Annotated in this window: 13 protein-coding genes and 1 riboswitch; of the genes, 12 read left to right on the top strand and 1 reads right to left on the bottom strand. The window is 42.7% G+C overall.

All coding sequences use genetic code 11. The annotated features are described in order from the left end of the window. Positions 1-1,446: a UDP-N-acetylmuramoyl-L-alanyl-D-glutamate--L-lysine ligase gene (locus tag PCY11_RS08055; protein ID WP_301362671.1), complete on the bottom strand. Its 1,446-nt coding sequence runs from the start codon at positions 1,444-1,446 to the stop codon at positions 1-3. A gap of 87 nt (positions 1,447-1,533) precedes the next feature. Here PCY11_RS08055 and PCY11_RS08050 point away from each other — a divergent pair, with 87 nt between their 5' ends. The 12 genes from PCY11_RS08050 to PCY11_RS07995 all read left to right on the top strand — a co-directional run bounded on the left by PCY11_RS08050 (position 1,534) and on the right by PCY11_RS07995 (position 15,659). Next, positions 1,534-3,162, top strand: a complete 1,629-nt coding sequence (locus PCY11_RS08050) for a polysaccharide biosynthesis protein (RefSeq protein WP_301362670.1) — start codon at positions 1,534-1,536, stop codon at positions 3,160-3,162. Between the two features lie 407 nt (positions 3,163-3,569). Continuing rightward, entirely contained in the window at positions 3,570-4,667 is a 1,098-nt protein-coding gene (locus PCY11_RS08045; protein ID WP_272157517.1) for a cystathionine gamma-synthase, read from the top strand. Between the two features lies 1 nt (position 4,668). Then, the gene (locus PCY11_RS08040; protein WP_049485988.1) at positions 4,669-5,832 is read left to right on the top strand and encodes a MalY/PatB family protein; all 1,164 of its coding nucleotides are present in this window, start codon (positions 4,669-4,671) and stop codon (positions 5,830-5,832) included. A 35-nt stretch (positions 5,833-5,867) separates the two neighbouring features. Then, positions 5,868-6,025: riboswitch (M-box (ykoK) riboswitch) on the top strand. 207 nt (positions 6,026-6,232) lie between these two features. Beyond that, the gene (mgtA, locus tag PCY11_RS08035) at positions 6,233-8,893 is read left to right on the top strand and encodes a magnesium-translocating P-type ATPase (protein ID WP_301362669.1); all 2,661 of its coding nucleotides are present in this window, start codon (positions 6,233-6,235) and stop codon (positions 8,891-8,893) included. Between the two features lie 219 nt (positions 8,894-9,112). Then, the gene (gene upp, locus PCY11_RS08030; RefSeq protein WP_003005574.1) at positions 9,113-9,742 is read left to right on the top strand and encodes a uracil phosphoribosyltransferase; all 630 of its coding nucleotides are present in this window, start codon (positions 9,113-9,115) and stop codon (positions 9,740-9,742) included. A gap of 128 nt (positions 9,743-9,870) precedes the next feature. Beyond that, positions 9,871-10,461 (top strand): ATP-dependent Clp protease proteolytic subunit ClpP, encoded by a 591-nt coding sequence (gene clpP / locus PCY11_RS08025; protein WP_021153673.1) that lies wholly within the window; start codon positions 9,871-9,873, stop codon positions 10,459-10,461. 277 nt (positions 10,462-10,738) lie between these two features. Next, positions 10,739-11,017, top strand: a complete 279-nt coding sequence (locus PCY11_RS08020; protein WP_023918810.1) for a DUF2129 domain-containing protein — start codon at positions 10,739-10,741, stop codon at positions 11,015-11,017. A gap of 108 nt (positions 11,018-11,125) precedes the next feature. Next, complete coding sequence (locus tag PCY11_RS08015; protein WP_023918808.1) at positions 11,126-12,283, top strand: ABC transporter substrate-binding protein; 1,158 nt, start codon at positions 11,126-11,128, stop codon at positions 12,281-12,283. Positions 12,284-12,364: 81 nt separating this feature from the next. After that, positions 12,365-13,234: a branched-chain amino acid ABC transporter permease gene (locus PCY11_RS08010; protein ID WP_021153669.1), complete on the top strand. Its 870-nt coding sequence runs from the start codon at positions 12,365-12,367 to the stop codon at positions 13,232-13,234. A gap of 3 nt (positions 13,235-13,237) precedes the next feature. Next, entirely contained in the window at positions 13,238-14,185 is a 948-nt protein-coding gene (locus PCY11_RS08005) for a branched-chain amino acid ABC transporter permease (protein ID WP_003008278.1), read from the top strand. Continuing rightward, positions 14,185-14,949, top strand: a complete 765-nt coding sequence (locus PCY11_RS08000; protein WP_003005595.1) for an ABC transporter ATP-binding protein — start codon at positions 14,185-14,187, stop codon at positions 14,947-14,949. The genes PCY11_RS08005 and PCY11_RS08000 overlap by 1 nt, the downstream gene beginning before the upstream one ends. Beyond that, entirely contained in the window at positions 14,949-15,659 is a 711-nt protein-coding gene (locus PCY11_RS07995; protein ID WP_003008277.1) for an ABC transporter ATP-binding protein, read from the top strand. Before PCY11_RS08000 ends, PCY11_RS07995 begins: the two co-directional genes overlap by 1 nt. Positions 15,660-16,273 lie beyond the last annotated feature (614 nt).

Raw genomic sequence — 16,273 nt, 5'->3', positions numbered from 1 at the left:
TTATAGATAACGTTCAGCGATGGTAGCATCACCTGGATACTCTTCTTTTACGCCATTGACGATTTGGTAGCAGTCCGCTCCTTTTCCGGCGATAATGACGGCATCTTCAGGCTTGCTGGTTGTTGCCATAGCCACTTGAATGGCTTGCTCGCGATCTGCGATTTTCTCGACAGGGCGCGTGATAAAACTACTAATCTCTTCAGCGATAGCCAAAGGATCTTCATAGTTGGGATCATCCGCTGTGAGGAAGACTTGGATTTCAGGATGGTCTTTTAAGAGTAAGCCAAAGTCTTTGCGGCGGCTCTCTCCTTTATTCCCAGTTGATCCGAGAACTAGTGAAATGGTCCCCGTTTGATGGGTTTCGACAACTGAGAGCAGTTTTTTCAAGCTATCTCCATTATGGGCGTAGTCAATGAAGACCTTAGCGCCGTTTTCCTGAGTCAAGACTTCCATTCGGCCTGGAACTCGCGTCTTAGCAATCCCTTTTTGGATATCCTCGAGGCTCGCACCTAGACGAAGACAGGCAAGACCTGCTGCTACAGCATTTTCTTGGTTGAAATGTCCAATCAGTTGGATATCATAGTTTCCAGCTAATTTACCAGTGGCTGAGAAGCTGAAAGCTTTGGAGTTTTCAATTTGATTCTCAGACTGGCTACCATAGAAGTCGTGCTCCTGGCCCTCGACTTGTTCTTTCAAGACAGAGAAATGATCCATATCGCTATTGATGACAACAGCTTGGCTATTCTTCATGAGGAGACGTTTGTGGTAGAAATAATCCTCAAAAGTTGGATGTTCAATCGGTCCAATATGGTCAGGGCTGATGTTGAGAAAAACACCAACGTCAAAGGTCAGACCGTAAACCCGTTTCACTAGATAAGCTTGACTGGAAACTTCCATAATCAAGTGGGTCCGATCATTGGCTACTGCCTCAGCCATCATGGCAAAAAGATCCAAGCTCTCTGGCGTTGTCAGGGTCGATTTGAAGAAGTTTTTACCATCCAGTGTTGTATTCATGGTCGACAGCATAGCTGGTCGGTGACTTTGTTCCAAAATATGGTAAGCAAAGTAGGCCGCGGTTGTCTTTCCCTTAGTCCCTGTGAAGGCCAATAGTTTTAATTGTTTCTCAGGGTGTCCATAAAACTCCATGGCGATTAAGCTCATGGCCTGTTTGATATCATTGACGAGGATGGCAGGAATACCAACTTCATAATCTTTTTCAGAGACATAAAAGCCGAGTCCATTAGAAATAGCCTGTTCCAGGTATTCTTTTTTGAAGTTGGCCCCTTTGACAAAAAAGAGGGTGCTAGCAGAAACCTTCCGGCTATCATAGCTAATAGCATCAAAATTTGTTCCTTCTAGGTGGTAGTAGTATTCACCATTTACTAGAACTTCTCGGAAATTTTGGTCATGTTTTAAAATGTTGAGGGTTTGTTCAATTGTAATCATAAAACTATTGTAAACCTAAAGTCCCTATTTTACAAGTGTCATGGAAAAGTTTATAATGAAGAGAAGAAGAAACGAAAGAGGACACCAATGAGTCACGAACAAAATGACCAGCAAGCCCAGATGCTACGCGGGACTGCCTGGATGACAGCCAGCAATTTTATCAGCCGTTTGCTAGGAGCCGCTTATATTATTCCTTGGTATATTTGGATGGGAAAATATGGGCCACAAGCCAATGGTCTTTTTACAATGGGATACAATATCTACGCTTGGTTTCTCTTGATTTCAACAGCTGGGGTGCCTGTAGCTGTTGCCAAGCAAGTAGCCAAGTACAATACCCGGGATCAAGCCGATCATAGCTTTGCTTTGATTCGAGGATTCTTGAAATTCATGGGAATTCTAGGCCTTGGATTTGCCATTCTCATGTATCTTTTATCTCCTGTCTTTGCTAGCCTTTCAGGTGGTGGAAAAGAGCTCGTTCCGATCATGCAGAGCCTTTCTTGGGCTGTCTTGATCTTTCCTTCGATGAGTGTTATTCGCGGATTTTTCCAAGGTTTTAACAACATGAAGCCTTACGCTATAAGCCAGATTGCAGAACAAGTCATTCGGGTCATCTGGATGTTGCTTACGACCTTCTTCATTATGAAGATTGGCTCAGGAGATTATGTTCAGGCTGTTACGCAGTCGACCTTTGCTGCCTTTATCGGGATGGGAGCGAGCCTTCTAGTGCTCTTTTATTACCTTGCAAAGACAGGCTTGCTCTCATCTATTTTTAGAAAGCAAGAGGAAAGTGAAGGGATTGATACTCGGGCACTCTTGATCGATACGATTCGTGAGGCCATTCCTTTCATCATCACAGGTTCCGCGATTCAGCTCTTCCAAATTGTTGACCAGATGACCTTTATCAATGTCATGTCTTGGTTCACAGACTATAGTCAAAAGCAGCTCTTGGTCATGTTTAGTTATTTCTCTGCTAATCCAAACAAAATTACCATGATCTTGATTGCGGTAGCGACTTCGATTGGGGGAGTTGGGATTCCTCTGTTGACAGAGAATTATGTGAAGGGGGACCTAAAAGCGGCTGGGAAGCTCGTACAGGATAACTTGACCATGTTGCTGGCTTTCTTGCTTCCAGCCACCTTTGGTGCAGTAGCAGTCGCAAAACCACTTTATACGGTATTTTATGGGCAACCAGATGGCTTGGCCTTAGGGCTCTTCATCGTAGCAATGTTGCAGACCGTAATTCTCGGTCTTTACACAGTCTTGTCTCCGATGATTCAAGCCCTCTTTCAAAATCGTAAGGCCATCCGCTACTTCCTTTATGGTGTAGTGGTGAAATTGGTCCTACAAATTCCATTTATTTTGGTTTTTCGTTCTTATGGACCACTTTTGTCAACGACCATTGCGTTAATGGTGCCAATCGTTCTCATGTATCGAGAGATCCAAACCATCACTCAGTTTAATCGAACCATCGTCTTCAAGCGGACCTTGCTTGGTTCCATTCTGACCGTGGTGATGCTACTTGGAGTCTTGATCGCTGGTTTGATTTTGGGCTGGATTTTCCCACCAAATGGCCGTGTATCGAGCATGATTTATATCATCGTCATTGGCGGATTAGGAGTTGTTATCTATGGAGCCTTAGGATTATGGCTACGGTATTTTGACCGCTTTATCGGAGGTCAAGCTGCACGTCTCAGACAAAAATTCCGCATTAAATAAATCAGAGACTGGACATTTATGTCCAGTCTCTGATTGAGGACAGAGTTATCTTAAAAACTTTCCTTAAGTGAGTACGGACGTCAGCGAACTTCGTAGAAGTTCCATGACTAATTATTGAGCCTAAGGTCTCAATAATTCCGAGTGCCTGAAACTGTATTGTTTCAGGCACTTTTCTCACAGCGGAAAGTTTCAGTAGATGATTGAATAATTCTAACGTATAAATTTTTTTAGAATTTCTTAGATTTGTAAAGAAGAACTGTTTGTATATATTCTCAGGCTGGACATAAATGACCAGTCTTTTCTTATAGTTTGAAACTATAGCTAGGTCTTGAAAATGGGAAAACCGCTCTCCTCATAATAGTGATAAAATAGTAATCAGTTAGATTGAATGTTTATCGGAGGGCAATATGAGTAAAAAACGCAATATCAATACGATTTTGGCACAGGCAGGAATCAAGTCGGATAAAGCAACGGGAGCTTTGACAACTCCTTTGCATTTCTCTACGACTTACCAACACCCAGAATTTGGTCAGTCTACAGGTTTTGACTATACCCGTACGAAAAATCCAACACGCGCAACAGCTGAGAAGACTTTGGCAGCTATCGAAAGTGCAGACTATGCTTTGGCGACAAGCTCTGGAATGTCAGCCATCGTGCTTGCTTTTAGCATTTTCCCAGTTGGTTCAAAAGTCTTAGCCGTTCGTGACCTTTATGGAGGTTCTTTCCGTTGGTTTAACCAACAAGAGCAAGAGGGTCGTTTCTCTTTCACCTATGCCAATACAGAAGAAGAACTGATCCACCATCTAGATCATGATCCGGTGGATGTCCTCTATATTGAAACACCAACCAATCCATTGATGTTGGAATTTGATATTGCTTATTTAGCCAAATTGGCCCATGTAAAAGGTGCCAAAGTCGTGGTGGACAATACTTTCTATAGCCCAATCTATCAACGCCCAATTGAAGAGGGAGCAGATATTGTCCTACATTCAGCAACCAAGTACCTAGCTGGTCACAACGATGTCTTGGCGGGTGTTGTCGTGACAAATGATGCAGACTTGTATGACAAACTCTTTTACAATTTGAACACGACAGGTGCTGTTCTTTCCCCATTTGACAGCTATCTGTTGATCCGTGGCCTCAAGACACTCTCTATCCGGATGGAGCGCTCTACAGAGAATGCTCGCAAGGTGGTCGAGTTTTTGAAAACCTCCCCTCAGGTCAAAGAAGTCCTCTACACTGGAAAAGGTGGAATGGTCTCCTTTAAAATTCAAGATGAGAAAAAAATTCCTAACTTGTTGAATTCCCTTCAAGTATTTACCTTTGCAGAAAGCCTTGGCGGAGTTGAAAGTTTGATCACTTATCCTACCACTCAAACCCATGCAGACATTCCTGCAGAAGTTCGCCATTCATACGGTTTGACAGATGATCTGCTTCGTTTGTCCATAGGAATCGAAGATGCGGATGATTTGATTGAAGATTTGAAACAAGCATTGGAGGCTTAAGATGACCAAATATGATTTCACGACTTTACCGAATCGCTTGACCCACCATACCTACAAGTGGAAAGAAACAGAGACAGATCCAGAAATCATTCCAGCTTGGATCGCGGACATGGATTTTAATGTCATTCCAGAAGTACGAGAAGCAGTGATTGGCTATGCAGACCAAATGGTCTATGGCTACACCTATGCATCGAATAGCCTCTACCAGTCTATCCTTGATTGGGAAAAAGAAGAGCATGGCTATTCCTTTGACAAGGAAGCTGTCGTCTTTATCGAAGGCGTTGTTCCAGCCATTTCAACAGCTATTCAAGCCTTTACTAAGGAAGGGGACGCCGTCTTAATCAATACGCCGGTCTATCCTCCATTTGCCAGAAGTGTCAAACTCAATCGTCGAAAATTGATCGAAAATTCATTAATTGAAAAGGATGGTCTTTTCCAAATTGATTTTGATCAGCTGGAAAAAGACATTGTGGAGCAAGAGGTGAAACTCTATGTTTTGTGTAATCCGCACAATCCTGGAGGCCGTGTATGGGATCGTGAAGTCTTGGAAAAAATCGGCCACCTCTGTCAAAAACATGGTGTCCTTCTTGTTTCAGATGAGATCCACCAAGATTTGGCCTTGTTTGGCCACCGTCATACCAGCTTTAACACGGTTGATCCAAGCTTTAAAGATTTCAGCTTGATCTTAACCAGTGCAACCAAGACTTTCAATATTGCCGGAACAAAAAATTCCTATGTGGTCATTGAAAATCCAAAGCTTCGTACGGCTTTTAAACAACGGCAATTAGCTAATAATCAACATGAAATTTCAGGCTTGGGCTATATTGCAACAGAAGCAGCCTATCGCCATGGTAAACCTTGGTTGACGGAGCTCAAGCAAGTCTTTGAAAAACACATTGACTATGTGGTAGATGAATTGCATGAAAAGACAAAAATCCGTGTCATGAAACCCCAAGGAACCTATCTTCTTTGGTTGGACTTTTCCGCCTATTCTTACACCGATGATGAGCTGCATGCTAAAATTCATGACCAAGCCAAATTGATTTTGAACCGTGGAACAGATTTTGGAAAAGAAGGAAACTTGCATGCCCGCCTCAATGTGGCAGCTCCATTCACCCTCATTGAAGAAATCACCAAACGCTTGGTGGAAACTTTTCACAAATAAGTGTTGACTTTCTGTAAGTGAAGGAGTACAATAAACTCGAAATACGGTAGGTGAGGCTACCACAAGGATACGGATGACTACCGCAAAGCAGTGGAGACACTACTCGTTGGTTAACAGTCCTGATCGCAAAGGTCAAGACTAAGCTCATTTCATTGCCTTGCGGAGCTAAAGCTTGGACGGTCAGTTTTTTGAGAGTTTTGATTGAAAAATTAATGACGAGTTTCATGAGTCCTACCGATCGAGGGTAGGACTCTTTTTTATGCCTTACCAAGAAAAGAGAAAGGAGAGAGCTATGATACAAATTGACGATCATCCCGAACCGCACCGAACCAGCCAATCGCTGATTTGTGTCGTAGGGACTCCAAAAGTGATTGGCTCCTGATTGAAAAAGGAGATACCAATGCAAACAAATAAAGAAAGACTCATTGCTGCTCTTCAAGAACCACTTGAAAGCACCTTTGCCACCTACAAAACCAGTGCCCTTGGTTTAGTTGACGATCAAGTAGAAGAAAACCGCGATATTTATGGCGAAAATGTCATCACAAAAGGTCAAGAAGATTCCATGATCAAAAAGATCTACGAATCGATCATCAATCCTTTTACGGTGATTTTGTTGGTCATTGCGCTGGTTTCCTTCATCACCAATGTCTGGCTAGCAAAACCAGGTGAACAGGATCCAACGACTTCCATCATCATTGTGACCTTGGTCTTGATCTCTGGTGGTATCCGCTTCATTCAAGAATTGCGGAGCGACAAAGCAGCTAGCAACCTATCACGTATGATTGTCAATACAGCGACCGTTCTGCGTGATGGATCAGAACAAGAAATTCCGATCGATGAAATCGTCGTAGGAGATGTGATCAAACTAAGTGCCGGCGATATGATTCCAGCAGATGTGGTCTTGATTGATTCCCGTGACTTCTTTGTCCAACAATCTGGCCTCACAGGGGAAAGTGATGCTGTTGAAAAGGTTTGTCTCAGAAAAGCCGACAGTCAAAATTTAGATAGTCTCTTGGAGAGTGAAAGCTTGGCCTTCATGGGGACCAATGTCATCTCCGGCCGGGCGACAGCCTTGGTCTTGGTCGTGGGAGATGAAACCATGATGGGCGCCATTGAGCAAACCATCAACACCTATGACGAACCAACTTCATTTGAGAGAGAAATGAATACCATCTCTTGGCTCTTGATTCGGCTCATGTTAGTCATGGTGCCCGTTGTCTTTGTGATCAATGGCCTCACAGACGGTGACTGGTTAGAAGCAGGCGTCTTTGCCCTCAGCGTTGGGGTTGGTTTGACTCCTGAAATGTTGCCGATGATTATTACGGCGAGTCTTGCCAAAGGCTCCATCATCATGGCCAAGGAAAAAGTCGTCATCAAAAAACTCAATGCGATCCAAGACCTTGGGGCTATCGATATTTTGTGTACAGATAAGACAGGAACCTTGACCCAAGATGAAATCGTTTTGGAGTATCCGCTTGATATCCATGGCGATTTGGATCTATCAGTCCTTCGCCGGGCTTATTTGAATTCCTATTTCCAAACTGGGCTAAAAAATTTGATGGACCGGGCGATTATCAATCGAACCCATAAAGAAGCCAAGAAACATGAGATCGTCCGAGATCTAGATCAAACCTTCCATAAGATAGATGAATTGCCCTTTGATTTTGAACGTCGTCGCATGAGTGTCATTGTTAAAGACGAAGACGGTGTGGTCAGCATGGTGACCAAGGGTGCCTTGGAAGAAATGCTTTCTGTATCGACTTATGTTGAGTACAAGGGTGATATCAAACGATTAACAGACGAGGTCCGTCAAGAGGTCCTCGCTGAGGTCGCTCAATTAAATGAACAAGGTCTTCGTGTTTTGGGCGTCAGCTACAAAACCGACTTGGACGAAAATGAAATCTTTAGTGTTGAAGATGAAGGAGACATGATCCTAACCGGTTACCTGGCCTTTCTTGATCCACCAAAACCTTCTGCAGCTCCAGCGATCAAAGCTCTTGCAGAATATGGGGTTACCACTAAGATCTTAACTGGCGACAATGATAAGGTCACCCAAGCTGTCTGTGAAAAAGTAGGACTAGATGTCGAGCGGATACTTTTGGGAAGCGAAATCGATACGATGACAGACCAAGAGTTAGCACAAGTTGTGGAAACAACAACGGTCTTTGCCAAATTATCACCAGATCAAAAAGCGCGGATCATCCTCTGTCTCAAGAACAATGGCCACAAGGTGGGTTACATGGGAGATGGGATTAACGATGCTCCATCCATGAAGGTCTCAGACGTTGGGATCTCCGTGGATACCGCTGTGGATATTGCCAAGGAAACAGCAGATGTCATCCTTCTAGATAAGGACTTGATGGTTCTTGAAAAAGGCTTGGTCGAAGGCCGCAAGGTCTATGCCAATATGACCAAGTACATCAAGATGACGGTCTCTTCTAACTTCGGGAACATCTTTTCTCTGCTCTTTGCCAGCATCTTTTTGCCTTTCCTTCCAATGGCTCCCGTTCATTTGATTGTGCTCAATCTTATCTATGATCTTTCTTGTATCGCCCTTCCTTTTGACAATGTCGACAAGGAATTCCTCAAGAAACCTCGTATCTGGGAAGCAAACTCTATCATGCGTTTTATGGCCTGGATTGGTCCCATTTCATCTGTATTTGATATTATTACCTACATGCTTCTTTACTTCCTTGTTGTTCCTATGATTTTAGGTCATGGCTACAACCATGGAGCAGCAGATGCAGCAGCCTTTATCATGGTGTTCCAAACTGGATGGTTTATCGAATCCATGTGGTCTCAAACCATGGTTATCCATATGTTGCGTTCACCAAAACTGCCATTTATCCAAAGTCGTCCAGCCTTCTCAGTCGTGGTGACGACCCTAGCAGCAGCCTTCTTTGTAACCTCCCTTCCATATAGTCCTTTGGCTTCTATCTTGAAGTTGAGCCAACTAAATGGATTGTACTTTGTTCTATTGTTTGCTATTATCGTCCTTTATATGCTGAGTGTGACGGTTGTCAAACGTATCTATATTAAGAAATACAAAGAATGGTTGTAATTGATTGATAGAAAGAGTGAGTCCGAACTTAAAAAATTAAGTGTAAGGGCTCTCTTTTTTTTGTAAAATTTGGTATAATAAGAAGAATGTAAAGTTGGAAATGAAGATTTCCATGTGCTGTGAGTATCAAAGAGGGACTGAAAGAAAGAGTAGAGCTTGACTCCACTTTTATCATAGTTCTTTTTTGAAAAATAACAGCTTAGAAAGAAGGATCTCAAAATGGGAAAATTAGAAGTTATTACACATCCACTGATTCAACACAAATTGTCTATTCTCCGCCGCACGGATACCTCTACGAAGGCCTTTCGTGAATTGGTAGATGAAATTGCTATGTTGATGGGCTACGAAGTGTTGCGTGAATTGCCTCTTGAAGATGTTGAAATTGAAACTCCTATTACTAAAACCGTTCAAAAGCAAATCGCAGGGAAGAAATTGGCTATTGTCCCAATTCTTCGTGCAGGGATTGGGATGGTCGATGGTCTCTTGAGTTTGGTACCAGCTGCTAAGGTTGGCCATATCGGGATGTACCGTGATGAAGAAACCTTGAAACCAGTTGAATACTTGGTGAAATTGCCAGAAGATATTGATCAACGTCGTATCTTTGTAGTAGACCCGATGCTTGCTACGGGTGGATCCGCTATTCTAGCGATTGATTCCTTGAAAAAACGTGGCGCTAGCCATATCAAATTTGTCTGCTTGGTATCAGCGCCAGAAGGGGTGAAAGCTCTTCAAGAAGCTCACCCAGATGTTGATATCTTTACAGCAGCCCTCGATGATCATTTGAATGAACATGGCTACATTGTTCCTGGTCTTGGAGATGCGGGTGACCGTTTATTCGGTACCAAATAAGAAACCATTCATGATTCGTCCGAAAGGTGCTTAAGATTTGACCTTTTTTGACCATTGGTTTATAATAGCACATATACTTTGAACCTCACGAATCGTGAGAATGAATGGATACTAAAGGAGAAGAATAGATGATTCCAGTAGTTATTGAACAAACCAGTCGTGGAGAACGTTCTTACGATATTTATTCCCGTCTGTTGAAAGATCGAATTATCATGGTAACAGGACCCGTTGAGGACCAAATGGCTAACTCCATTATCGCTCAATTGCTCTTCTTGGATGCCCAAGATAATACAAAAGATATCTATATGTATATCAATACACCAGGAGGCTCTGTCTCTGCAGGTCTTGCCATCGTAGATACCATGAACTTTATCAAGTCAGATGTCCAAACCATTGTCATGGGGATGGCAGCTTCTATGGGAACAATTATCGCTTCAAGCGGTGCGAAGGGCAAACGCTTCATGTTGCCAAACGCCGAGTACATGATTCACCAACCAATGGGTGGTACTGGTGGTGGTACCCAACAAACCGATATGGCGATTGCAGCAGAACACTTGCTCAAAACACGGAATAACTTGGAAAAAATCCTTGCGGAAAATTCAGGTCAATCCATTGAAAAAGTGCATGCTGATGCGGAACGTGATAATTGGATGAGCGCACAAGAAACACTTGAATATGGCTTTATTGATGAAATCATGGCCAATAATAAATTGGGCTAAACCATCCTGTGGGAAGGCCCGTCAAGAGGCTGGGACAAAAGTCCTAGCCTCTCAATTATTTTTGGATTGTCGAGCAAAACGCAGTGGTTGAGTGGGCTCTACTTCGCTGATTTCATCAGCTTTTACAGCCCTACTCAACTGTGCGGAGGTGGGACGACGAAATCGAATTCTAACGAATTACCGATTTCTGTCCCACTCTCTTTTTTGCTCTCATAAAAGAGTAGTTCTTTTTCTTGAAATTTGATATACTAGTAACAGAACGAGAAAGGGATTGACCATGTTTGAGAAACAAGAAAGAACAGGCTTAATTGTTAAATTGTATTACAATCGCGACGGGAAAAAATTACAATCAGTCGGAGATGTCTTGTACCATTCTAAGAAATGCCGTTATGTCCAATTGTATGTGGACAGTGACAAGGCGGATCAAGTCATGGAAGACTTAAAGAAAGAACGTTATGTCAAAAAAGTCTTGCCTTGCCATCTCAAAGATTTAGATACAGATTTTGTGGGGAGTTTGCAACGATTGGAGACCCCATCTGTGGTAACAGAAGTTTAGAAAACGCAATCATTTGATGGATTGCGTTTTTTTTATTGACAATTGTCAGATAATTCGGTATATTCTTAATGTATTTATTTTAAGATTCATTTAAGGAGATCATTACAAATGAAGAAAAAATTTGCTCTTTCATTTTTAACCATTGCAAGTGTCGCTCTTCTTGCTGCTTGTGGTGAAGTTTCTACTTCAGGTTCAAACACAACTGGTAACGAAATCGGCAAAGAACTAAAAGTCGGTTTTAACTTTGAAAAAACTGGTGAAGTAGCAGCCTACGGTAGCGCTGAACAAAAAGGTGCTCAATTGGCCGTTGATGAAATCAACGCTAAGGGTGGAGCTGACGGTAAGAAGATCGTTGTCACAGATAAAGATAACAAATCTGAAACAGCTGAAGCAGCTACAGTCACTACAAACCTTGTCACTCAATCAAAAGTGAACGCTCTTGTAGGACCTGCAACTTCAGGTGCTACTGCAGCAGCGGTTGCCAATGCTGGTAAAGCAGGTGTTCCATTGGTTACACCATCTGCAACTCAAGATGATTTGACAAAAGGTCAAGATTACCTTTTCCGTGCAACCTTCATCGATAGCTTCCAAGGAAAAATCATTGCCAAATACACAACGGATAACTTGAAAGCGAAGAAAGTCGTTCTTTACTACGATAACTCATCTGACTATGCGAAAGGGATTGCTGAAGCCTTCAAGAAATCTTACAAAGGTGAAATCGTAGCAACAGAAACCTTCCAATCTAAGGATACAGACTTCCAAGCTGCTCTTACAAAAATCAAAGATAAAGACTTCGATGCGATTGTTCTTCCAGGTTACTACACAGAAACTGGTAAGATTGTAAACCAAGCGCGTGGTATGGGAATCAAACAACCAATCATTGGTGGGGATGGATTTAGCGATGCTAAGTTCGTTGAACAAGCAACACCTGCTGCAGCTACAGATATCTACTACGTAGCTGGATTCTCTACTGAAGGTGAAATGACTGATAAAGCCAAGAAATTCGTAGAAGCATACAAAGCGAAATACAATGAAGAACCTTCAATGTTCGCAGCTTTGGCTTATGATTCAGTTTACATGGTTGCAGAAGCATCTAAAGGTGCTAAGAACTCTGTCGAATTGAAAGATAACCTTGCGAAGTTGAAAGACTTGGAAGGTGTGACTGGTACAATGTCAATTGACAAGAACCACAACCCGGTTAAATCAGCTCTTATGATTGGCTTGAAAGATGGTAAAGTCAAATCAGTTGAGTCTGTTAAACCATAATTATCATTTGTTGTTTGTACAAGAGGCTGGGAGAATGAAAATTCCTGGCCTCGCTCTTTATTGTTAGAAAGGATGGTTCAAATGCTCCAGCAATTAGTGAACGGTCTAATCTTGGGAAGTGTCTATGCACTCTTGGCCCTTGGTTATACTATGGTGTATGGAATTATCAAATTGATCAACTTTGCCCATGGGGATATCTACATGGTAGGTGCCTTTATGGGATATTTCTTATTGAACTCATGGAAAGTAAACTTCTTTGTAGCCTTGCTCCTAGCCATGGTTGGGACAGCTATTTTAGGGGTTGTAATTGAATACCTGGCTTATCGTCCGCTTCGTCATTCGACTCGGATTGCTGCCTTGATCACAGCCATCGGGGTTTCCTTCTTGCTCGAATATGGGATGGTCTTCTTCGTCGGTGCCAATACCCGTTCCTTCCCGCAAGTGATTAAAACAGTTCGTTACAACTTTGGTCCTATTTCAATCTCCAATATTCAGTTGATGATCTTGGGAGTGTCTGTTTTCTTGATGGTCGCTCTTCAATTTATTATTCAAAAAACAAAGATGGGGAAAGCCATGCGGGCTGTATCTGTTGATAGTGATGCCGCTCAATTGATGGGGATTAACGTAAACCGTACGATCAGCTTTACCTTTGCTTTGGGATCAGCTTTGGCAGGTGCTGGTGGTGTCTTGATTGGTTTGTATTACAACTCGATCGAGCCTTTGATGGGGATGACACCAGGGATCAAAGCCTTTGTCGCAGCCGTTCTTGGGGGAATCGGAATCATTCCAGGTGCTGCCCTAGGTGGATTTGTTATCGGTTTGTTAGAAACCTTCGCTACAGCGATCGGTCTTTCAGACTTCCGTGATGCCATTGTGTATGCCATCTTGATTGTGATCTTGCTCATCCGTCCAGCAGGTATCCTCGGTAAAAATGTGAAAGAGAAGGTGTAAGCCATGAAACAAAATTTAAAAGTGAATTTAGTCTGGCTTGGTCTTTTGGTCGCAGGTTTTGCCTTGATCCAAGTCTTGGTTGCAGCGGGTGTGCTCAACCTCTTCTATATCCAAATTTTAGAACAAATCGGAATCAATATTATCCTTGCAGTTGGCTTGAACCTCATTGTTGGTTTCTCAGGTCAATTCTCACTCGGACATGCCGGATTTATGGCGATTGGTGCCTACTCTGCAGCCATTCTCGGTTCCAAATCACCAACCTACGGGGCTTTCTTTGGCGCGATGGTTTTAGGGGCTTTGATTGCTGGTGTCGTTGCCTTGATCGTTGGGGTTCCAACCCTTCGTTTGAAAGGGGACTACCTCGCGATTGCGACACTTGGGGTTTCTGAAATCATCCGGATCTTGATCGTCAATGGTGGTACTCTAACAAATGGTGCTGCTGGGATCCTTGGTTTGCCAGCCTTTACAACTTGGCAATTGGTTTACCTCTTTGTTGTCATTACAACGATCTTTACGATTAACTTCTTACGCAGTCCAATTGGACGCTCTACCCTTTCTGTTCGTGAAGATGAAATCGCGGCAGAATCTGTTGGGATCAATACGACCAAAGTCAAAGTCATCGCCTTTGTATTTGGTGCGATCACAGCGGCGATTGCTGGATCTCTCCAAGCCGGCTTTATCGGCTCTGTTGTTCCTAAAGACTACTCTTTCACCAATACTATTAATGTCTTGATCATTGTCGTGTTTGGTGGTTTGGGATCAATGTCCGGAACAGTTGTGGCAGCCATCGTCTTGGGTATCTTGAACATGGTGCTTCAAGACTTCTCAAGTGTCCGTATGATCATTTACTCATTGGCTTTGATTCTCGTGATGATCTTCCGTCCAGGTGGTCTTCTTGGAACATGGGAATTCAGCTTGAAAAAACTACTCTCAAAAAAGGAGGCTAACTAATGGCACTTCTTGAAGTAAAAAATTTAACAAAAAACTTTGGTGGTTTGACAGCCGTTGGGGATGTGACCATGGAACTCAATGAAGGGGAATTGGTTGGATTGATCGGACCAAACGGTGCCGGTAAAACAACCCTCTTCAACCTCCTAACAGGGGTATATGAACCAAGTGAAGGGACCATTACCTTAGATGGTCAGTTGCTAAATGGTAAAGCACCATATAAAATCGCTGCAGGTGGTCTGGGACGGACTTTCCAAAATATTCGTCTCTTTAAAGATTTAAGCGTTTTGGACAATGTCTTGATTGCCTTTGCCAATCACCACAAACCACATGTCTTTGCGAGTCTTTTCCGCTTGCCAAGCTATTACAAGAATGAAGAAGCTTTGAAAGCGAAAGCCCTTGAATTGTTAGCGATTTTTGGTTTGGAAAAAGAAGCAGATACCTTGGCCAAAAACTTAGCTTACGGACAACAACGTCACTTGGAGATCGTTCGTGCCCTTGCTACAGAGCCAAAAATCCTCTTCTTGGATGAACCTGCTGCAGGGATGAACCCTCAAGAAACAGCAGAATTGACCCAATTGATCCGTCGCATTCAAAAAGAATTTAATATTACGATCATGCTGATCGAGCACGATATGAGCTTGGTTATGGAAGTAACAGAACGGATTTATGTATTGGAATATGGTCGCTTGATTGCCCATGGTACGCCAGATGAAATCAAGACCAACAAACGCGTAATCGAAGCATATCTAGGAGGTGAAGCCTAATGTCTATGTTAAAAGTTGAAAATCTTTCTGTACACTATGGCATGATCCAGGCTGTCCGTGATGTCAGTTTCGAGGTGAATGAAGGGGAAGTTGTTTCTCTTATCGGTGCTAACGGTGCTGGGAAAACATCTATTCTTCGTACGATTTCAGGTTTGGTGCGTCCAAGTGCTGGGAAAATCGAGTTTTTAGGTCAGGAGATTCAAAAGGTTCCGGCTCAAAAGATTGTAGCAGCAGGACTCTCTCAAGTTCCAGAAGGCCGCCACGTCTTTCCAGGCTTAACTGTTATGGAAAACTTGGAGATGGGAGCTTTCTTGAAGAAAGATCGAGAAGAAAATCAAGCTAACTTGAAGAAAGTCTTTTCTCGTTTCCCACGTTTGGAAGAACGGAAGAACCAAGATGCAGCAACCCTATCTGGTGGGGAACAACAAATGCTCGCAATGGGTCGTGCACTCATGTCAACGCCAAAACTCTTGCTTCTGGATGAACCTTCTATGGGATTGGCTCCAATCTTTATCCAAGAAATCTTTGATATCATCCAAGATATCCAAAAACAAGGGACAACGGTTCTCTTGATCGAGCAAAATGCCAACAAGGCTCTTGCTATCGCAGACCGAGGTTATGTTTTGGAAACAGGGAAAGTCGTTCTTTCCGGAACAGGAAAAGAACTCTTAGCCTCAGAAGAAGTCCGCAAGGCCTACCTTGGTGGATAAGATTTCTAAAGATTGTTTGAAAAGAAAAGTTAGCTAAACCTTTCTTCGGATTGATGATAAAGAAAATTTAGAAACTTTCCTTAGGTGAGTACGGGCGTTAGGTGAAATTATCCGGTGGATGATTTCAGCAATCCAGGAAGTTCCATGACTAATTAAGATACAAAGGGCGTTTGCGGATAAAGTCAAAATAGGATGTTTGACGCAGAATCTTTCGATTCTAGGAGAACTTATCTTTTTGGCACAATCTGTGGCCCGTATTCAATTCGTTTTGAGCCCCTTCGCTTTTTAATTTCTGAGCTCAGGCTAAAACAGTTCCCCGAACTGTTTTACTCTCAAAACTCCCGAGTGCTTGAAACAAGATTGTTTCAAGCACTTTTCTCACGGCGGAAAGTTTCAATATACTCCCAAATGATTCAAAAAATAGCATAATTTCTATTATGAAGAATTATTAATCTTATTTTATAGGAAAAACAGTTTGAATATGTTCGAAGAGGCTGGGACAAAAGTCCTAGCCTCTCAATTATTTTTGGATTGTCGAGCAAGACGCAGTGGTTGAGTGGGCTCTACTACGCTGATTTCATCAGCTTTTACAGCCCTACTCAACTGTGCGGAGG

This window comes from Streptococcus sp. SP8, from assembly GCF_030440045.1.
Taxonomy (GTDB): domain Bacteria; phylum Bacillota; class Bacilli; order Lactobacillales; family Streptococcaceae; genus Streptococcus; species Streptococcus parasanguinis_I.
This window is presented reverse-complemented; position numbering and strand designations above follow the sequence as displayed.